The organism is Affinirhizobium lemnae, from assembly GCF_022968395.1.
Taxonomy (GTDB): Bacteria; Pseudomonadota; Alphaproteobacteria; order Rhizobiales; family Rhizobiaceae; genus Neorhizobium; species Neorhizobium lemnae.
Genome location: NZ_JALJQZ010000018.1, coordinates 32,337 through 51,555 on the forward strand (window position 1 = coordinate 32,337; position 19,219 = coordinate 51,555).

The window sequence follows — 19,219 nt, forward strand, 5'->3', positions numbered from 1 at the left end:
GGCGGTCAGATCAGGCGCAGGCCCTTGAAGCTCACATGCCCGTCCTTGCCGATGATGATGTGATCATGCACGGTGATCCCCAGCGGCTTTGCCGTCTGGATGATCGTGTTGGTCATGTCGATATCGGCCCGTGACGGTGTCGGATCGCCTGAGGGGTGATTGTGGATCATCCGACGCCCTTCACTATCTTTTTGATATTAAAGGAATTTATGTGTTTTTCTTTTCAGGTGGTGCCGGGATTTGGGAGCGGCATTTGATGCGCTATCGTGATCGACACAATTGATCATGGTTGCATCCAGCCAATCCCGTTCAAGCACGACACCACTCTACACCTGTCTTGTTTTCGGATTCTGGGGACATTGATTCGTCGGGGGCAGAGCACAATCCCCGAGTGAAATATCCTCGTTATTCCCTAATCCTACGATATCGTCCTTTCCGCCGCGAGCCAACATAGTTTATTAGACCGGCCTCTTTAAGCGCCGCGATATCACGACGCGCTGTCTTGAGGCTCACGGTCCATGCTGTGGCTATCTCTTTCGCATCGCAACGTCCTTCTGTGATTCGGTTCAAAAACCAACGTTGCCGCTTATTGAAGGCGAAGTGATCGGGGACATTTTTAGGGTCACTTTTGCGGACATGATTAGGGTCAGTCTTCAGCCCCTGCGCTGCTGTGTCGCCACCGGCGATTTCACCGGAAGCATAGGCGTCGCGAGCTCGTGCGAGCGGAATGCGATCAACTGCTTCCGTCAGTGGCGTCGCCAATGGACTCTCGATTAGTCCTAAAAAGAAGGCTCTGATAACGGGCGAGGAAACCACCAGCCGCAAGAAATATACGGTGTCCGGCCCGTGCTGCCCCGCAAGCCAGTGCTTGACGGTCCTTTCGCTTGCATCTGTTTGGCGCATAAGCTGTTTAATCGCGCGATGGCTATCGCCATGCTCTTTGCGCAGAAGCTCAGCGATGGTCCGCGCATAGATTTCACGCCCACCGAGGACGCCTTTCCATAGGGGTAATTTCCTGCCCTTTTTCGGCAACATCTTCCATTTTCTCCGCAGCTAGAATGGTGTCCATGCGGAGAGGCGGCAGAGGCTTGCCACAAACTGCGGCTTCAGACGTCTTAACTGCCGCGGTTATGTCCAGGAGTGCGTGATGAGATGAACCGGAGATTTTACGACGATAATCGGCCAGGGCAGCTGGAACGCCCCCTTCGCGCTGCCGAATACGTCCGCATGTCGACGGATCATCAGATGTATTCTACGGAAAACCAATCCGGCGCCATCAAACAATATGCCCAGTCTCGCGGGATCGAGATCGTCAAGACCTATGCCGATGCCGGGAAGAGCGGTCTCAAGATCGAGGGGCGCGACGCGCTTCAACAGTTAATCGAGGACGTCAGATCCGGGAGCGTCGAATTCACCTTGGTGCTCGTCTATGACGTTAGCCGCTGGGGAAGATTCCAGGATGCTGACGAAAGCGCGTACTACGAATATCTCTGCCGACGCGCCGGTATCGCCGTGGAGTATTGCGCCGAGCAATTCGACAACGACGGTAGCCCGATTTCGACCATTGTAAAAGGTGTGAAGCGGGCGATGGCGGGCGAATACAGCCGTGAGCTATCAACCAAGGTGTTTGGAGGCCAAGGTCGCCTGATCGAGAAGGGTTATAGGCAGGGCGGGCCAGCGGGCTTCGGCTTACGTCGAACACTCATCGATGAGCACGGTGTCACCAAGGGCTTCCTCGAACGGGGCGAGCACAAAAGCATCCAGACCGATCGGGTGATCCTAACGCTGGGCCCTGCCGAGGAAGTCAATCTGGTTCGTGAAATCTACCGCTCGTTTGTTCATCAGGTATACAGCGAAAGCCAGATTGCAGCCGATCTCAATAGGCGTGGCATTCTCACAGACCTCGGGCGTCCTTAGACCAGGGGAACCGTCCACCAGGTTTTGATCAATGAAAAATATGTGGGCGACAATGTTTGGAACCGCCAATCCTTCAAGCTGAAGAAAAAGCGCGTCCAGAACGATCCCGAAATGTGGATCCGTGCGCAGGATGCGTTTGCAGCCGTCGTCGAGCGCGAGTTATTCGAAGCGGCAAGAACCATGATCAGCGCGCGCTCCTTTCGCCTCAGCGATGAGGAGATGTTGCAGTCCCTGAGAAAGCTGTATCATCAACGGGGTCTGCTTTCCGGAATCGTTATCGACCAATGTGACGGGATGCCGTCCAGCAGTGCCTATAGCTCCCGATTTGGCAGCTTGCTTCGGGCGTATGGTCTCGTGGGTTTCACGCCGGATCCGTTGCTGAGCCGCCGGCGGCCTAAACGCAGAGTGGGGCCCCGGACCCGAAAAGCGCGGGGACCATGGGAGACGCCGCACTGCGGGGCGGATCAAGCATGGCGGTGGGAATGGCGGCGAACCCGCATGAAGCCCACCAGGCCGGTCGTCATATGGTCGGCCGCCTTAGGGACAGTTTGTCCCTATTGAAGGAGATAGGCGGGTGTGTTGGGAACAACACCGGCACGTCCGCCGCTGCAGGGTGGAGCGGTCACACATGATGATCTGCGGTCTCGTGCCCAAGTCGCTTTGAATTGCGGCATTGGACACGGTTCCGTTCGTCCCAAGCCTCTAACTCATCGACCTGGTAGAGGACGGCTTTGCCGATCTTTACGAACGACGGCCCGATCTTCATCGAGCGCCAATTTCGCAAGGTTCCCACCGAAATGCTGCCGCGATAGCGTTCAGCTACTTCGTCCGGCGTAAGAAAATTGGTTCCTGGCATAGGACCTCCTTCGGCAGGCGCATCGCCGCCTGTGTTCAATTAATGGTCGATATTGGTGCCCGTATCGGAACGGATCGGTCGCCCGGGGGCACCGGCAGGCTTGTCGAAACCTGGAGGCGCACGCTCCTGCATGAATGAGCATGAGCTCACGATAGTAACCGGGGAAGTCCTATTCTTCAGGCGTAGGGAAAGGGGATAGTCAGAGGATACAAATTGGTGACATCGCGCTCCGACAAATATGCAGACATCTGGGGGCGCATATAGAGGCAATCTCCAAGCCGCATTTTGTCTTTGAACTATTCACGTAACGGTCGTTGGTAAAGTCTCATGTGGGTGAGTGTAAAGTGTAGCTTGACGCTATGCGATGCGTTTTGCTAATTTTAGTTGGCAGATTCGGAACATGAACAAGCCGACGTGGGGCTGACCTGTGTCTATTGATCCTCGGATGTGAGCGCAATGAATGGTAGCCGTTTGATGTCTCCTGCTCATCCTGGTGGCTTCGTAAAGAATGAGGTTATCGGCCCTCTCGGCTTGTCGGTCACCGCCGCAGCAGATGCTCTTGGTGTCACCCGTGCCGCCTTGTCGGCCCTGTTGAACGAACGAGCTGACTTGTCGCCGGAGATGGCGATCCGCATCGAGAAGGCGTTTGGCATTTCAATGGAGACCCTCATGCGGATGCAGAACAGCTTTGACATTGCGGAGGCGCGTAAAAAGGCCAAGGAAGTTAATGTGGTGCCTTACGCGGGTAAGGCACCGGAATGAAAAGTCTTATCGCATCCCATCTGGTTATAGAGGGCCTTTGGGCGAAGGCTCCAGAGACTCCAAGAAAGCCGGCCGTAGTATGAAGCTCGAAGATATAAGATCCGGCGTTAGTTTATCAGGGATCGAGCCGTCCCAAGTGGTGACGGCTGTTGCTCTCGTTCCCCTTGGGGAGGGATCGGTTCAGCTTATTTATCGGACCCCTGACGGTGGCATGAAGGAGCGGCTTCTCAACAGGGGCGATGAGCCTTCTGTTGATCTTGCCACGGTGGAACGGCCGTTTTCCTTCGACGGCGATGGTGCGGCGTTTCAGCTTGCTTGCGAGGCCAAGCGGATCGACCTTGCTTTTCTGTTCGACCCGATGATGGCTGTCCATAGCTCGAATGTTGAGCCGCTACCGCACCAGATTACAGCTGTCTATGAATCGCTTTTGCCCCGGCAACCTTTGCGATTCGTCCTTGCCGACGACCCTGGCGCCGGCAAGACGATCATGGCGGGCCTCTATATCCGCGAACTCATCATGCGCGCGGACTCGCATCGCATCCTGATCGTCGCGCCTGGCAGCTTGGTCGAACAATGGCGGGATGAGCTTCACGAGAAATTCGGGCTGGAGTTTCACGTCTATTCGCAGCTCCTGGAGCAGACCTCGCCGAGTGGGAACCCGTTCGACGACTATCCCCGCCTTATCGTCCGGCTCGATCAGCTCTCCCGCAACGAAGAGCTTCAGGAAAAGCTCTGCGCGCCGGGCTGGGATTTGGCCGTCTTTGACGAAGCGCATAAGCTGTCTGCGCACTATTTCGGTTCCAAGCTGGAAAAGACTGGCCGTTTTCGCTTCGCGGAGAAGCTGGGCGCGCATGTTCGGCACCTGCTGTTGATGACGGCAACACCGCATAACGGCAAGGAGGAGGACTTTCAGCTTTTCCTGTCGTTGCTCGATGCTGATCGCTTCTACGGCAAGTTCCGCGATGGCGTTCACAAGGTCGATGCCTCCGACCTCATGCGTCGCATGGTCAAGGAGGAACTGCTCAAGTTCGACGGCACGCCGCTCTTCCCGGAGCGCAGGGCTTACACGGTCAACTACGAACTCTCCCCAATCGAAGCTGCCTTGTACGAGGCCGTCACCAACTATGTGCAAACCGAGATGGGCAAGGCGGATCAGCTCAAAGGTGCACGCAAGGGTTCTGTCGGTTTCGCATTAGCCGCGCTGCAACGACGTCTCGCCTCAAGCCCGGAAGCAATATTCCAGTCGCTCAAGCGCCGCCGCGAGCGGCTCGAAAGCCGGCTGCGCGACGAAAGACTCGGTATCAAGGGGCAGCACGCCCTTGCGGCAACCTACGCTGGCGCTCCGGAGGATGACGACGACCTGAGCGCCGAAGAGCAGGAAACCCTAGAAGAAAACTTGATCGACGACGCCACGGCCGCCAAAACCGACGTCGAGCTTGAAGCCGAGATCGTCATCCTGAAGGGGCTGGAGGAGCAGGCCAAAGCCGTCGTCGCATCTGGGAAGGATCGCAAATGGGATGAGCTATCCAGAATCCTTCAGAACCATCCCGAAACGCGCGACGCCGCTGGCCGGCAGCGCAAGATCATCATCTTTTCCGAACATCGCGACACGCTGAACTATCTTCAGGCGCGGATTGCCGGTGTGCTCGGCAATCCCGATGCGATCGTGACCATCCACGGCGGCACGCATCGGGACGAGCGCCGCCGTCTTCAGGCGCTCTTCCGCTCCGATCCGGATGTGCGCGTGCTGGTGGCGACGGACGCCGCTGGCGAAGGCGTGAACCTTCAGAACGCCAACCTGATGGTCAACTATGACCTGCCCTGGAATCCGAACCGGCTGGAGCAGCGGTTTGGCCGTATCCACCGCATCGGGCAGACCGAGGTTTGCCACCTGTGGAATCTCGTCTCCAAGGAAACCCGCGAGGGCGATGTCTATCACCGCTTGCTGATGAAGCTGGAGGTTGAGAGCCAGGCCCTTAATGGCCGCGTCTTCGATATTCTGGGCGAGGTGTTCGAGGGGACCAGTCTCAAGGATCTTCTGGTCGAGGCCATCTGCTATGGCGATCGCCCAGAAGTCCGTGCCCGGCTGACCCAGAAGATCGACAACGCGCTCGACCACGACCACCTGAAATCTCTCTTGAACCGCAATGCTCTTGCGCAGGAGACGATGAGTGCGGATCGGCTGTTTGCCGTGAAGGAGGAGATGGAAAAGGCGGAGGCGCGACGGCTTCAGCCGTTCTTCGTGCGTGCCTTTTTCAACAAGGCTCTCGACGCACTTGGTGGTACAGCGCATCCGCGTGAGGCCGGACGGTCGGAGATCACCCATATTCCGGCGGCGATCCGCGAACGCGACCGCCGCCTCACGGGTCGAAACCGTCGTGAGCATGAGCCGGTTCTGCGGCGCTACAGCCGCGTTTGCTTCGAGCGCCAGGCTATTCAGCCGCTCGACAAGCCGGGGCTGGAACGCGCCGTGCTCATGCACCCCGGCCATCCGCTCATGCTTGCCATGTCGGACATGATCCTTGAGCTGCACACCAACCTTCTGCGGCAGGGGGCGATCCTGGTTGATCCATCCGATGAAGGATTCGAACCGGGGATGCTGTTTCTGCTGACGCACGAGATCAAATCTGGCGACGGCTCGGTGCTTTCCAAGCGGTTGCAATTCGTGCGTGTCGGCCCGGACGGGCAAGCGGCCTTTGCCGGATGGGCGCCACACCTCGACCTTGATCCTCTGCCGGAAGCCGAGCGTCCCTTGCTCAAGGACGTGCTCGATGCTCCGTGGCTGTCTTCTGGTCAGGAAGCCCGGGCCTTGTCTTTGGCGGCGACGACCTTAGTGCCGGAGCATTATGGCGACGTTGCTCAGCGGCGTATCGACCATGTGGAGAAGACGTTGAAGGCCGTCCATGCGCGGCTGAGCAAGGAAATCGCCTTCTGGCAAGATCGTTGGCTGAAGCTCAAGGACGACGCCGAGGTCGGCAAGGACGTGCGGCTCAACCTTCAGAATGTCGAACGCACGCTTGGCGATCTTCAAGGCCGCCTCGACGGCCGCAAGAAGGAGCTTCAGGCCATGCGTCATGTCGTGAACGGCACGCCGGTCGTGCTGGGCGCAGCGCTGATCGTGCCGGCAGGTTTGATTAACAAGCTTCGTGGTGACGAGCCGGTCGATCCGGTGGCGACGACCTTCGCAGCCGATGCAGCGGCGCGTTCGCGCATTGAACAGCTTGCCATGACGGCGGTTCGACAGGCAGAGGAAGCGCGCGGTTGCCGTGTCGTCGATGTCTCCGCCGCAAAATGCGGCTGGGATCTAACATCTTATCCGCCAGCCGTTGAGGGGCGGCAACGTGATCCCAGGCACATTGAAGTGAAGGGGCGGGTGAAGGGCGCGAGCACCGTCACCATCACGCGCAATGAGATGCTCTACGCTTTCAATCAGGGAGAGAAGTTCGTTCTGGCAATTGTCATCGTAGGAGATGACGACGCTATCGACGGCCCCCACTACATTCCCAGTCCGTTCGACCGTGAACCCGGCTGGGGTGTAGCGTCCATAAACTTCAATCTCGGCGATCTGCTCGCTAAGGCGGAGGCCCAATGACTGCGTTACGCCTCGACAAGCTGTCGCTCACGAATTTCCGTTGTTTTGCTCATTGTGAAGTCGAGTTCCATAATCGTCTCACCGTGCTGGTCGCGGAAAATGGCAGCGGCAAAACCGCCGTGCTCGATGCTGCCGGAGTTGCGCTGTCGGTCTTCGTCAACACGCTCGAGTCACTAGAGAAGGTTCAGCGGATCGAGAGGAACGACGTGCGCCTGGTCCTCGGCCAGGAGCGCGGGATGTCACCTTGCTTGCCGACCGAATACGAAGCGCAGGCGACTGTCCAAGGCGCTGCCGTGGTGTGGAAGAGTGCAGTTAAAACCTACGGCGACAAGGTGCGTCCGAGCACGCGGCACTTTGAGCCGATGAAAACGGCCGCGCAGCCGTTCCTGTCGGACTCGGCGGTGTTGCCGCTCATCGCCTACTACGGGACGGGCCGGCTCTGGAACGAGCAGCGGCAGACTGAAAATCGCCGCTCCTCCGTCACAAATGTCGGGGAGCGCGTCTCCGGCTATGCCGACTGCCTGACCTCGTCTTCATCCTTCAAGGGCATTTCGGCCTGGTTCGAGCACCGTTTCAGGCAGACGGCATCGCCTTCTTTCCGCGAGAGCCTGCAAGCCAATCTTGCAATGATCGAAGGCGTAAAAACGGCCACGGACACGGTTCTTCGGCCGACCGGCTGGTCAAGGCTTCGTTGGGATGACGAGTTTCGCACCCTGACGGCCAAGCACGAGACACGAGGTGAGTTGCCCCTATCTATGCTGAGCGACGGCGTGCGCACCATGCTCGCCCTTGTTGCCGATGTCGCGCGCCGTTGCGCCAGCCTCAATCCGCAATTAAGTGATCGGGCCGCCGTCGAAACTCCCGGCGTGCTGATAGTTGATGAAGTGGACATGCACCTACATCCCCGCTGGCAGCAGCAGGTGCTCGGTCTGCTTCAAGAGGCTTTTCCAGCGTTGCAGATCATCGTTAGCACGCACAGCCCGCATGTGCTTTCGACGGTCGATAAGTCGTCGATTCGCGTCCTGCAGATCAAGGATGGTGACGTGGTGATCCAGACACCCTTGATTCAAACCCGCGGCGTCGAGAGCGCGGATGTCCTGGCGAGCGTGATGGACGTGGACCCGGTTCCGCAGCTTGCGGAGACGGATGCCCTTAGCGCCTATCGCAAGCTTATCGAGGGGGGCAAAGCCGAAGGGCGGGAAGCAGTCGCCTTGCGGCAAGGCCTGATCGCCCATTATGGCGAAACCCATCCGGTCATACTGGAGGTCGATCGTCTGGCCCGCTTCCAACGGTTCAGGCTAACCAAGAGTCGACCGGAGGGCGCGTGACATGCGGAAACTTGATCGGACGAACTGCGCCGCGCCACCCTGCTTGAGCGGGTATCATCATGGAGCGCATTCATGGGGCGATGTGAAGCCTGCTCACAAGGAAGAGATCAGGACGCACCTAAAAGCGATGCAGGGCCTCCGCTGCGCCTATTGTGAAGGCGACATCGACACACTTGGGCAGCATATAGAGCACTTCCGTCCCAAGGGTGATACAGCCTATCGTCACCTCACCTTCGACTGGGGGAATCTCTTCTGGTCTTGCGATCAGACTGACTCCTGCGGCCATTTCAAAGATCAAGGTGCAGGCCCGTACAATGTCAACCACCTCGTCAATCCGTGTGCCGACGACCCCGACGCCTTCTTTATTTTCCAGGCGGACGGAACGATCAGTATCCGGCATGGCCTTTCTGAAGCGGACCTGCATCGCGCCAGCGAGACGCTGCGGGTCTTCTCGCTTGATGCCGAGTGGGGCCGGTTGCGCGCCATGCGCAAGATCGCAGTGTCGGGATACGTCAACGACGCCGACACAGCTTTCAACGAAGGTTGGCCGCCAGACGATATTCGCGCGTATTTCGCCGAAGAGCTTCAGGTCGCGCAGAGCCTACCATTTTACACAGCCATCCGCCATGTGCTGACGGAAAGACAATAAGAATGAACGCAACTATAAAAGCACCGAAGAAGCTGATCGAAGTCGCTCTGCCGTTGGACGCGATAAACGAAGCGGCCGCGCGCGAGAAGTCGATCCGTCACGGTCATCCTAGTACCTTACATCTGTGGTGGGCTCGGCGTCCCCTCGCGGCGGCGCGCGCCGTCATCTTTGCGCAGATGGTTAACGACCCGTCGTGGAAATGGGAGCTTGAGCATCCGGGCGAAATTCCTCCGAATAACATCAAGGCGAGCTGGTCCGCTAGCCGAAATAGGCTCTTTGCCATCATCAAAGACCTGGTGAAGTGGGAGAACACCAACAACGAGACGGTGCTAGAAAAAGCTCGTGCTGAAATCCGCAAGTCGTGGCGCGAGACCTGTAATTTGAACAGCGATCACCCGCAGGCGGCTGAGCTATTCAATCCTGAAAAGCTGCCCGCCTTCCACGACCCGTTCGCTGGTGGTGGTGCATTGCCGCTTGAGGCACAGCGCCTTGGACTTGAGAGCTACGCCTCCGATATCAATCCCGTGCCTGTACTCATCAACAAGGCGATGATCGAGATTCCTTCAAAGTTTGCTGGTCAGTCGCCGGTAAACCCGCAGGCGCGAGCGAGCTGCGACGCTTGGAGCAAGCGTTGGGAGCGGGCACAGGGTCTTGCCGAGGACGTTCGCTATTACGGCCAGTGGATGCGCGATGAAGCGCAAAAGCGGATCGGCCATCTTTATCCACCAGTGGAGATCACGGCGGATATGGCAAACGAGAGGCCAGACCTGAAGCCGATGGTTGGTCAGAAGCTCACAGTGCTCGCGTGGATATGGGCAAGGACTGTGAAGAGTCCAAATCCTGCATTCCGGCATGTCAACGTGCCTTTGGCCTCATCATTTGTGCTTTCGACTAAAGAAAAAAAGGAAGCCTATGTTGAGCCCGTAGTAGATGGCGATCATTATCACTTCGTCGCTCAGGTTGGACGTCCGTCAAACGACGCCAAGCAAGGCACTAAGCTGGCACGAGGTAATTTCCGCTGCTTGTTGTCTGACGTACCTATCAGCACTGAATATATCAAAACGGAAGCGCAGGCAGGCAGGCTGGGCGCCCGCCTCATGGCGGTAGTTGCAGAAGGAGCCAAAGGGCGAGTCTATCTGTCGCCCACTTCAGAAATGGAGGCGCTGGCACTAAATGCGACGCCAAATTGGAAGCCCGATATTGAGTTTTTCCAACAAGCTTTGGGATTTCGTATTGGTGCCTATGGCATGCGTCAATGGAGTGATTTATTCACCAATCGACAACTCGTTATTCTTTCAACAATGTCGGAATTAGTATCCGATTTGCGGGAGTTGATAGAGGGTGACGCAAAGGATTCTGGGTTGCAGGAGATAGAAGCTGCTTCTTATGCGAAGGCAATTACTGTTTATCTTGCATTCCTAGTTAGCCAAGTTGCAAACCATTCATCATCGCTTTGCGGCTGGAATAGCGCAAATACACAAATGCGCAGTGTGTTCTCTCGGCAAGCACTGCCGATGGTTTGGGATTATGCGGAGAGCAATCCATTTAGTGATTCATCCGGTAGCTTCAACAATCTATATGAGCGTCAAATCAAGGGATTTGAGGCGCTGGGGCATGGATTGCAAGGACGTTCAATCCAAGCTGATGCGAACAATCAATCAATTTCACTCAATAAGGTTGTGTCGACTGATCCTCCTTACTACGACAATATCGGCTATGCAGATTTGTCTGATTTTTTCTATGTATGGTTGCGCCATTCGCTGAGGTCGGCGTTTCCAGACCTGTTTGCCACGGTTTCTACCCCGAAAGAAGATGAGTTGGTTGCGACACCTGCCCGTCACGGCGGGGGAGATGCCGCAGCCCAGTTTTTCTTGGACGGCATGACGCAAGCGATGCACCGTTTGGCAGATCTAACGCATCCTGCATTTCCTGTATCCATCTACTATGCCTTCAAACAGGCTGACGACGAGGCGGAAGCGGGCACATCTAGCAAGGGTTGGGAGACGTTTCTCGAAGCGGTCGTCCGCGCGGGTTTCGCAATCAGTGGAACTTGGCCTACTCGCACTGAAAAGCCCGGACGTATGAGAGAAAATGATTCAAACGCCCTTGCCTCCAGCATTGTTCTAATAGCCCGCCGAAGACCTGCTGCCGCCGCTACCATTTCGCGACGTGCATTTCAGCGCGAGTTGAATCAGGTTCTGCCTGAAGCACTTGATGAAATGACGCGCGGCTCAGGTGATGATCACTCGCCCGTCGCGCCGGTGGACCTGTCGCAGGCTATCATTGGCCCCGGCATGGCCGTGTTTTCCAAATATGCTGCCGTTCTTGAAGCGGACGGAACGGTGATGAGCGTTCAAACGGCTTACCAGCTTATCAATCGTTTCCTTGCCGAGGATGACTTCGATCACGACACCCAATTCTGCTTACACTGGTTCGAGCAGTATGGATGGAAAGACGGCCGGTTTGGTGAAGCAGATACGCTTGCCCGGGCCAAGGGCACCAGCGTGGATGGCGTAAGACAATCGGGCGTTCTCTACGCGGCGGGCGGTGTTGTTCGGTTGCTGAAATGGAGCGAATATGCTGGTGGTTGGAATCCTGCCAAGGATGATCGGCTTCCGGTGTGGGAAGCATTGCACCAAATCATCCGCATCTTTCGGGCAGAGGGCGAAAGCGGCGCGGGTAAGGTGCTTTCTGCAGTCGCCGCAAAAGCCGAGGCAACGCGTCAACTCTCCTACCGCCTCTATACACTTTGTGAGCGGGCTGGCTGGGCCGAGGACGCCCGTGCCTACAATGAAATCATAACAAGCTGGAGCGCCATCGAGTCCGCCGCTACTGCGGCGCCGAAGGCGCATCAAAGTGATCTGTTTGGCTGAAGGGGGAGCCGTCGATGAAACCTTGGAGAGAAGTGGCTGTACCCCATCGGGACGTGCTCGAAGGCACGTTTCAGCAATCGGAGTTCGCGGCCGACATCACGGCGGTCAGCACCGGAAGGGCCAGCCGCGAATATCAGGATGCGGGCGCGTTCTTCGATCGCACCTTTATTACCGAAGGCATGGCGATGTTGCTGACGCAGGTGGCGCAGCGCCTCGCCGGCCGGGGCGGCGAGCCGGTCGTGCAGCTTCAGACCGCATTCGGTGGCGGCAAGACGCACACCATGCTTGCCGTCTATCACCTGGCCAGCCGCAAATGCGCTTTGTCGGATCTCGCCGGCATCCCGGCTCTGGTTGACCGCGCAGGCTTGATGGATGTGCCGCGGGCCCGAGTCGCGGTGCTGGATGGCACCGCACATGCGCCGGGGCAGCCGTGGAAGCGCGGGAGCCAGACGATCAAAACCCTATGGGGCGAGATGGCGTGGCAATTTGGTGGCGCGGAAGCCTTCGCGCTCGTTGCCGAGGCAGACGCTACCGGCACATCCCCCGGCAAGGACGTGTTGCGCGACCTTTTGGAGCGGCACGCGCCATGCGTCGTGCTGATCGACGAGTTGGTCGCCTATATCCGCCAGTTCCCGGAATCGCAGGCGATCAGCGGTGGTAGTTACGACTCCAACCTGTCCTTTGTGCAGGCTCTCACCGAAGCGGTGAAGCTGGTGCCGCGCGCCTTCGTGCTTGCCTCGTTGCCGGAATCCGATCTTGAAGCGGGCAGTCAGCGCGGAGTGGCGTCGCTGCGTGCTCTCGAAAAGACCTTCGGGCGTGTGCAGGCGCTTTGGAAGCCGGTGGCGACCGAGGAAGCGTTCGAGATTGTCCGCCGCCGTCTGTTCGAGCCGGTGCGCGATGAGAAGACCCGCGAAGCCGTGTGTCGCGCCTTTGCCGACGCCTATATCGCCGAGGGCGTGAAGCTCCCGGCCGATACGCAGGAGCGCCGCTATTACGAGCGGTTGCTGCACGCCTATCCGATCCACCCGGAGGTGTTTGATCGCCTCTACGAGGACTGGACGACCATCGATGGCTTCCAGCGCACGCGCGGCGTCCTGAAACTCATGGCGAAGGTCATCTACCGGCTGTGGAAGGACGATAACAAAGACCTGCTAATCATGCCCGGCAGCCTGCCGCTGCATGACAGCAGCAGCCGCAACGAGCTCACCTACTACCTGCCGGCAGGCTGGGATGCCGTGATCGAGCGGGACATCGATAGCGACCGTGCGGAAACGACGGCGCTGGAGAGCAAGGAGCCGCGCTTCGGCCAGGTGGCGGCCGCGCGACGCATTGCCCGAACGATCTTCCTTGGCAGCGCCCCGTCGTCGGTCGCGTCCAAGGTCGCCGCGCGCGGTCTCGACCGGGCGCATATCGTTCTGGGCTGCCTTCAGCCGGGACAGGCGGCCTCCGTCTATTCCGATGCGCTCGGCCGGCTCGCCGACCGGCTGCACTATCTCAACGCCTCCGGCGACAAGAGCCAAGATGCCACCCGCTTCTGGTTCGATACCCGCGCCAATTTGCGCCGGGAGATGGAGGACAGAAAACGCCGTTTCGATGACCGGACGGAGGTGCGCGGCAAGATCGCCGACGCTTTGAAGAAGACGGTGGGCAATGTCTTCGACGGCGTGCACACCTTCACGCCGCATAGCGACGTGCCTGACGACAGCGCCCTGCGGCTTGTCATTTTGCCGCCGGAGGCTTGGTTTGCCCGCGAAGAGCACCGGCTTGCCTTTGAGGCGGTGCTTGAGACTATCGGCAAAAACGGCGCGAAGCCGCGCTATCGCAGCAACCGGCTGCTCTTCCTTGCCCCCGATCACGGCGCGCTTTCCAGGCTCAACGACGCAACGCGCGTCGCGCTCGCGTGGGGGTCGATCGTCGAGGATGTGAAGGAAGGCCGCCTGAACATCGACCTCTTGCAGAAAAACCAGGCCGAGAAGGAACTGAAGGGTGCTGAGGACGCGCTGCCGCGCGTGGTCCGTGAGTGCTACAAATGGCTGCTCTGCCCGATGATGGATACGCCAACCGATCCCAAGTCGGGCATCGAGGCGTTTGCCTTGAACACGACCGGCGGCTCCATCGGCGGCGAGATCGAGCGGGTCTGCACCGACAACGAGTTGGTGATCGCTATCTGGTCGCCGATCCATCTGCGCACCAAGCTCAAAGAGCTTTATTGGAAGGGGGGGCAGAGCGCGGCGAACGCGGCCGGTTTTTTCGAGGATACCTTGCGCTATCTCTACATGCCGCGCCTCAGGACGAGGGATGTTCTGGCGCAGGCGATCCGTACCGGCGCTGCCAGCAGGGACTTTTTCGGCACTGCCTACGGCGAAGCTGACGGCAAGTTCGAGGGCTTTGCGCTCGGCGGTGGCAATGCCGTCTTCGATGACACCTTGCTTTTAATCGAGCCACAAGCGGCTCACGCCTATGAAGATGCAATCCGGCCAACAGCGACTCCGGTTATTGCACTGACCACTGCCAAAACATCGAACGGGGTGGCTGAGGGGCCTAGCGGCTTTATCTCCAGTGACGGAAGCGCATCGCCGACGGTGGTAGTAAGCCCGTCTGAACCATCCACCCCAAAGCTGAAAACTTTCTATGGCTCCGCCGAGATTCCGCCCGCAACCGCGAAAATGCGCTTGGTGCAGATCGCCGAGGAAATCGTGTCGGTGCTTACATCTGATCCAAATGCGAACGTTCGCCTTGTGTTGGAAATCTCGGCCGAATTTCCAGATGGGGCCGGTGAAAATGTGCGACGCGCGGTTTCGGAGAACGCTCGCAGCCTTGGTCTGAAATCGGCCGATTGGGAATGAGGGCGCGCAGCCACATTTTTCAGTTCTCCGATTTGGAGCATAGCGATAAGCGTGGTCATCAGCATTTACCTGTGCTTTGTCGATAGTGTGATTTCCACTGCTTTTGGCGCATTGGGCGATTTAGCTACGGTCGCAAATGATAGGCACGATAGAGACGTGAAGAACGACAAAGTTTTGCCGAATGCCCGCCACAAAACCGTGAGACGATGTTGGCCACTTCACACTTGTTTCTGTGGAGTTCTTAATGCCTTCATGGAGTGTGCGTGCCGGGATCGAATATCGAACTTCGCCACATTAGTTACGTTCTCGCCGCTTCCGAACACGGCAGTTTTCGTCGGGCGGCAGCGGCTCTCGGGGTTCAGGAATCGGCGATCAGCCGACGGGTACGCGATCTGGAAATTCGGCTTGGAACGGCTTTGTTCGTCCGTTCTCACTGTGGGGTCACACTAACACTTGCGGGCAAGCAGTTCGTGGACAGGGGCCGAAAGGCGCTGTCCGAGATTGGTCTTGCGCGAACGGAAGTCGCCGCTATCGGACGGGTGGGCGATGGAGAGTTGCGGATCGGCATCCTGTCGTCATTGGGTTCCAGCTTTCTGGCCGACCTCATCCAGAAATTCTCCGAAAAGTACGCGGCCATCCAAATGTCGTTCGCCGATGGCGATCAGGCGGAGCATGTCGCCGCCATCCGTCAGCGGCAGCTTGATGTGGCATTTCTGACTGGAACCCTCGAATGGGAAGGCTGCGAATGCCGCCATCTCTGGTCAGAGCAGGTCTTTGTGGCCATGCCGGAACAACATGTCCTTGCCGACGCCGAGCAAGTGGGTTGGGTCGACGTCATCGGCGAGCGCTTCATCGTCAGTGACGCCGCCCCGGGACAGGAGATTTACAACTACCTGGTCCAGAGGCTTGCCGGGCTGGGCCGCCAGCCGGAAATCCTGCCGCATAGTGTCGGGCGGCATAACCTTCTTTCGCTCGTGGCGCTCGGCCAGGGCCTGACACTGGCAAGCGAGGGCATCACGGCGACGCAGGTTCCTGGCGTCGTCTTCCGTCCTATCGGCAACGAAACCTTGCCCTACAGCATGGTCTGGTCGGCCCAGAACGACAATCCGGCCTTCCTGCGGTTTCTGGATATTGCGACTTCTCTTGAGACCCAAAACGTTTCGCTTGTCACATCGACGGCGTAGTTTGGGACACGGATTTCTTCGCCTTGGCAAAGCCGCGGTCCGTGGCGATGAACCGCTCCAACATAGGTACGATCAGGCGGACGGGATCGGCGGGCGACTGGCCTGCCTCGCGGGCGAGGATGTTGGCATAGGCGACGAGATCGCGGTGCAGGCCGGCCGGCAGTTCCAGCGTGACCTTGACGGGCTTGTCATCGACGATCACCGAGAGTTTCAACTTCGCCATATCAACATCCATAAGGTTCGAGGACAAGATCGCGTGTGACGATCACACGGACCGGGAATCCGGGCCGAATGGTCAGAGTTGGCGCGATGTTGAGTTGGCGGCTGACCACCTGTTGGCCGGTCTGGTTGATGCTCTGTGACGCGCCTTGACGCAGAGCTTGCAGGATATCGCCATCGTTTCCGGACGAACCGGCCTGTGCGCCGACACTGAGCAGCGTGGACAAGGCCGCCGCCTTGAACAACTCGCCCCAGTGATAATCGACACCATCCTCGAGACCGGCATAGCCTTCGGCGTCCGCGCCGGGCTGGCGCTCCAGAACGATCGAGCGGCCATTGGGAAAGATCAGCCGGTTCCAGACGAGGAGCACGCGACGCTGACCGAAGCCTACACCATTGTCGTATTGACCAATGACGCGGGTGCCTTGAGGGATGAGCAGGATTTTGCCGGTCGGGCTGTCATAGATATTCTCCGTCACCTGGGCGGCGATCTGACCGGGCAGATCGGAGCGGATGCCGGTGATGAGCGCGGCGGCAATCACAGCCCCAGCCTGAAGGATGTTCGGCGATGCCGGGGCGGCGACGCGATCAGTCGAAACCGTGCGCTTGTCGGGCGTCTGGTTGAGGAAGGCAAGCTGGCGATCTTGCGCGGAGGGTGTTGAGGGCTGCGGCGCAAGACCGAGACTGGCGAGGTCGGGCTGCGGGGTCATCGCCGCCGCCGTAGTCTGCGCAGGATTGGTCGTGCCCATATTGGTGGAATTTGCATCGGTCGGTGCAAACAGCCGGGCGGTGCGGGCAGCCTCAATCTCCTGCGCGCGACGCTGCTCTTCCGGATTTGGGCCGGATGGCGGATTGGCGACAACGCCGGGCGTTGCAACCGGCTGACCGCCGTTCTGAGCGTTCAGGATCGGTCGCCCAAGATCGCCGGGAAGCGGGGGACCGAGTTTCGGAACGCCACTATAGTCCTTGGGCAGTCCTACCAGACCATCCGGCGTGGTGCGATTGTCGGTCGAATAGAGTTCATGCCCCTGGTTGCCGCCATTCCTTGTCTGAAGGGCATAGATCAGGGCACCGCCGACGCCGAGGCCTGCGGCGAGCCCCAGACCGGCCAGAACCTTGCGTGACAGCCGCGTGACACGCGGTGGATCGGGGCGAAGACGCATGGAAGAAACGGGCTCGCCGGTTAGCGGCCGGGCGTCGTCCTCAGTCGCATCCGGCTTCTGGGCTTCTTGCCTTTCGGGATCGACTTCTGTGCTCACGACGCGGGCCTCCCGTCGGTCCGGGAGATGCGGACACGTTTCTGGTCCTTGCCCGCGCCGAAGCGCAATTCGGCGGCGGCGAACAGGCGGTCGACGATCATGAAATTGCCACGCACGCGGTAGTTTACGAGTTCGGACGTGTCGCCCTCGGGGCCGACGACGAACAATGGCGGCATTTCGCCCTGGCCGATGCCGCGCGGAAATTCGATGAACACCTGCCGCCCGTCATCGAAGGCGCGCAAGGGCCGCCAGGGTGCTCGGTCTCCGGTCACGTCGTAGCGGAAATTAACACGGGAGAGATCGACGCCGCTGGCGACCGGCTGCTGAGCCTCGGCCTGGGTGTTCTGGCGGCGGAGTGCGATGAGCTGGTCCTGCGGATACTGCCAGGAGACCGAGGCCATATAGGTCTTTTCTGTCGAGCGTAGCTCCATGTGATAGGTGCGCCGATCAGTGTTGATGACCAGGTTCGTCGTCAGTTCCGGTCGCGTCGGCTTGACAAGGATATGGACCTGTTTGGTGGCGCCTGAGCCGCTTTCGGTATCGCCGATGATCCAGCGCACTGTGTCTCCGGCCGCGACCGGGCCGGAACCGACAAGCTGCTCGCCGGGCTGGAGGCCGATATCGGTGATTTGTCCCGGCGAGGTATAGACCTGATAGAGCGCGCCATCGACGAAGGGGTAGACCTGCATCGAATTGATGAAGCCGTTCCGAACTGGCTGCATCCGGGCAGCGGCGTTGGCTTCGCTCACCCGGGCGGCCGGGTCCGCCAGTTCAGGTGCGGGCTTGCCATCCTTGCCGACCGGCTTCAACTGGCCGGGGAGCGGCAGGACTTTGGGCAATTCGACAACCTGAACCGGCTTTGGCGGATCGGCCGCCAGAACGGCGGGCGCGGCATCGTTATAGGAAATTTCCGGGGGCTTTTGCGGTGTCGCGCACCCGGCAAGCGCAGAGGCATAGAGCAAGAGAAGCGGCAAGCCGGATTTACGGAAAGGCGGAAGTGCGTAGCTACACGCCGCCGGATGTCCGGCGGTCAGATGAGACGGCCGGATCATGATCCAAGCTCCTTCGACCAGTTGATCGCGTTGATGTAGATCCCGAGGGGATTTTTCCTGAGCGTGTCGGCATCGCGGGGCGGCTGCACGGCGACGGTAAGGATGGCGGACCAGCGCTCGGTCGCGGCCAATGATCCGTCCTGATAGCGACGCTCGATCCAGGCGACGCGGAAGCTCGACGGCGAGGCGCGAATGACCGATGACACTTCAACAGCGATCTGTTGCTTGCCGACCTTGGCGAAGGGATCATTGGCGCGCGCATAGTCGTTGAGCGCCAGCGCGCCGCCCTGCGTCGTAAAATCATAGGCGCGCAGCCAGTTCTGACGGACGATGATCGGATCGGCGGGAATGCTCCTGACCTGTTCGATGAAACGAGCAAGGTAGAAGGCAATCTGGGCGTCGTTGGGCTGATAGTCGGCAGTCGCGGGTGCAATCGCTTGCGCCTGTCCGAGCTTGTCGACCTGCACCACCCAAGGCACGATCGAGCCGTTCATCGACTGCCAGACCAGCGCACCCGACAATCCTGCCGACAAGGCGAGGGAGCCGAATGCCATCAGCCGCCAGTTCTTTGCCTGAACGCGGGCAGAGCCGATTCGGTCGTCCCAGACCTGGGCGGCACGCTGATAGGGTGTCTCGGGTTCGGGAGATTTGCCGTAATGGGTGGACGGTCGCTTGAACATGG

At 59.1% G+C, this 19,219-nt stretch carries 14 protein-coding genes and 2 pseudogenes; 9 read left to right on the forward strand and 7 right to left on the reverse strand.

Annotated elements, in window-relative coordinates:
• Positions 1–5: 5 nt before the first annotated feature.
• Both MUU53_RS12835 and MUU53_RS12840 read right to left on the reverse strand, forming a co-directional pair.
• Positions 6–170 (reverse strand): annotated as a pseudogene (locus MUU53_RS12835) (JAB domain-containing protein); the annotation flags it as partial.
• A 235-nt stretch (positions 171–405) separates the two neighbouring features.
• Entirely contained in the window at positions 406–1,035 is a 630-nt protein-coding gene (locus MUU53_RS12840) for a DeoR family transcriptional regulator (protein ID WP_247261237.1), read from the reverse strand.
• A 117-nt stretch (positions 1,036–1,152) separates the two neighbouring features.
• Here MUU53_RS12840 and MUU53_RS23365 point away from each other — a divergent pair, with 117 nt between their 5' ends.
• Entirely contained in the window at positions 1,153–1,917 is a 765-nt protein-coding gene (locus MUU53_RS23365) for a recombinase family protein (RefSeq protein ID WP_425524255.1), read from the forward strand.
• Between the two features lie 15 nt (positions 1,918–1,932).
• A pseudogene (locus MUU53_RS23370) lies at positions 1,933–2,478 on the forward strand (recombinase family protein); the annotation flags it as partial.
• A gap of 61 nt (positions 2,479–2,539) precedes the next feature.
• On the opposite strand, the gene MUU53_RS12850 reads toward MUU53_RS23370, so the two are convergent.
• Entirely contained in the window at positions 2,540–2,773 is a 234-nt protein-coding gene (locus MUU53_RS12850) for a helix-turn-helix domain-containing protein (RefSeq protein ID WP_247261238.1), read from the reverse strand.
• Positions 2,774–3,229: 456 nt separating this feature from the next.
• Here MUU53_RS12850 and MUU53_RS12855 point away from each other — a divergent pair, with 456 nt between their 5' ends.
• From MUU53_RS12855 to MUU53_RS12885, 7 genes are all read left to right on the forward strand, one after another.
• Positions 3,230–3,535, forward strand: a complete 306-nt coding sequence (locus MUU53_RS12855; RefSeq protein ID WP_247261239.1) for a HigA family addiction module antitoxin — start codon at positions 3,230–3,232, stop codon at positions 3,533–3,535.
• A 79-nt stretch (positions 3,536–3,614) separates the two neighbouring features.
• A complete protein-coding gene (locus tag MUU53_RS12860; protein WP_247261240.1) occupies positions 3,615–7,127 on the forward strand; it encodes a helicase-related protein in 3,513 nt (1,170 codons plus the stop codon).
• Positions 7,124–8,455: an AAA family ATPase gene (locus MUU53_RS12865; RefSeq protein ID WP_247261241.1), complete on the forward strand. Its 1,332-nt coding sequence runs from the start codon at positions 7,124–7,126 to the stop codon at positions 8,453–8,455. The genes MUU53_RS12860 and MUU53_RS12865 overlap by 4 nt, the downstream gene beginning before the upstream one ends.
• 1 nt (position 8,456) lies before the next feature.
• Entirely contained in the window at positions 8,457–9,104 is a 648-nt protein-coding gene (locus MUU53_RS12870) for a retron system putative HNH endonuclease (protein WP_247261242.1), read from the forward strand.
• A gap of 2 nt (positions 9,105–9,106) precedes the next feature.
• Positions 9,107–11,977: a DUF1156 domain-containing protein gene (locus MUU53_RS12875; protein ID WP_247261243.1), complete on the forward strand. Its 2,871-nt coding sequence runs from the start codon at positions 9,107–9,109 to the stop codon at positions 11,975–11,977.
• 32 nt (positions 11,978–12,009) lie between these two features.
• On the forward strand, positions 12,010–14,823 hold the full coding sequence (locus MUU53_RS12880; protein WP_247261244.1) for an ATP-binding protein: 2,814 nt from the start codon (positions 12,010–12,012) through the stop codon (positions 14,821–14,823).
• 263 nt (positions 14,824–15,086) lie between these two features.
• The gene (locus MUU53_RS12885) at positions 15,087–16,007 is read left to right on the forward strand and encodes a LysR family transcriptional regulator (protein ID WP_247261245.1); all 921 of its coding nucleotides are present in this window, start codon (positions 15,087–15,089) and stop codon (positions 16,005–16,007) included.
• Here the strand turns inward: MUU53_RS12885 and MUU53_RS12890 are convergent.
• From MUU53_RS12890 to trbF, 4 genes are read right to left on the reverse strand one after another with little or no spacing between them, the layout of a single operon-like run.
• A complete protein-coding gene (locus tag MUU53_RS12890; protein WP_247261246.1) occupies positions 15,991–16,230 on the reverse strand; it encodes a DUF2274 domain-containing protein in 240 nt (79 codons plus the stop codon). The two genes, MUU53_RS12885 and MUU53_RS12890, sit on opposite strands and share 17 nt — an antisense overlap.
• 1 nt (position 16,231) lies before the next feature.
• Positions 16,232–17,485 carry a TraB/TrbI/VirB10 family type IV secretion system protein gene (locus MUU53_RS12895; RefSeq protein ID WP_247261247.1) on the reverse strand — a complete coding sequence of 418 codons (1,254 nt, stop codon included), beginning with the start codon at positions 17,483–17,485 and terminating at the stop codon, positions 16,232–16,234.
• Positions 17,482–18,537, reverse strand: coding sequence for a P-type conjugative transfer protein TrbG (trbG, locus tag MUU53_RS12900; protein WP_247261248.1), 1,056 nt, complete (start codon positions 18,535–18,537; stop codon positions 17,482–17,484). Before trbG ends, MUU53_RS12895 begins: the two co-directional genes overlap by 4 nt.
• Complete coding sequence (gene trbF, locus MUU53_RS12905) at positions 18,534–19,217, reverse strand: conjugal transfer protein TrbF (RefSeq protein ID WP_112796390.1); 684 nt, start codon at positions 19,215–19,217, stop codon at positions 18,534–18,536. Before trbF ends, trbG begins: the two co-directional genes overlap by 4 nt.
• Positions 19,218–19,219 lie beyond the last annotated feature (2 nt).

Excerpts from the sequence above, each read along its gene's own strand:
- MUU53_RS12840 (WP_247261237.1), bottom strand. The coding sequence starts at position 1,035 with ATGTTGCCGAAAAAGGGCAGGAAATTACCCCTATGGAAAGGCGTCCTC.
- MUU53_RS23365 (WP_425524255.1), top strand. The coding sequence starts at position 1,153 with ATGAACCGGAGATTTTACGACGATAATCGGCCAGGGCAGCTGGAACGC.
- MUU53_RS12850 (WP_247261238.1), bottom strand. The coding sequence starts at position 2,773 with ATGCCAGGAACCAATTTTCTTACGCCGGACGAAGTAGCTGAACGCTAT.
- MUU53_RS12855 (WP_247261239.1), top strand. The coding sequence starts at position 3,230 with ATGAATGGTAGCCGTTTGATGTCTCCTGCTCATCCTGGTGGCTTCGTA.
- MUU53_RS12860 (WP_247261240.1), top strand. The coding sequence starts at position 3,615 with ATGAAGCTCGAAGATATAAGATCCGGCGTTAGTTTATCAGGGATCGAG.
- MUU53_RS12865 (WP_247261241.1), top strand. The coding sequence starts at position 7,124 with ATGACTGCGTTACGCCTCGACAAGCTGTCGCTCACGAATTTCCGTTGT.
- MUU53_RS12870 (WP_247261242.1), top strand. The coding sequence starts at position 8,457 with ATGCGGAAACTTGATCGGACGAACTGCGCCGCGCCACCCTGCTTGAGC.
- MUU53_RS12875 (WP_247261243.1), top strand. The coding sequence starts at position 9,107 with ATGAACGCAACTATAAAAGCACCGAAGAAGCTGATCGAAGTCGCTCTG.
- MUU53_RS12890 (WP_247261246.1), bottom strand. The coding sequence starts at position 16,230 with ATGGCGAAGTTGAAACTCTCGGTGATCGTCGATGACAAGCCCGTCAAG.
- trbG (WP_247261248.1), bottom strand. The coding sequence starts at position 18,537 with ATGATCCGGCCGTCTCATCTGACCGCCGGACATCCGGCGGCGTGTAGC.
- trbF (WP_112796390.1), bottom strand. The coding sequence starts at position 19,217 with ATGTTCAAGCGACCGTCCACCCATTACGGCAAATCTCCCGAACCCGAG.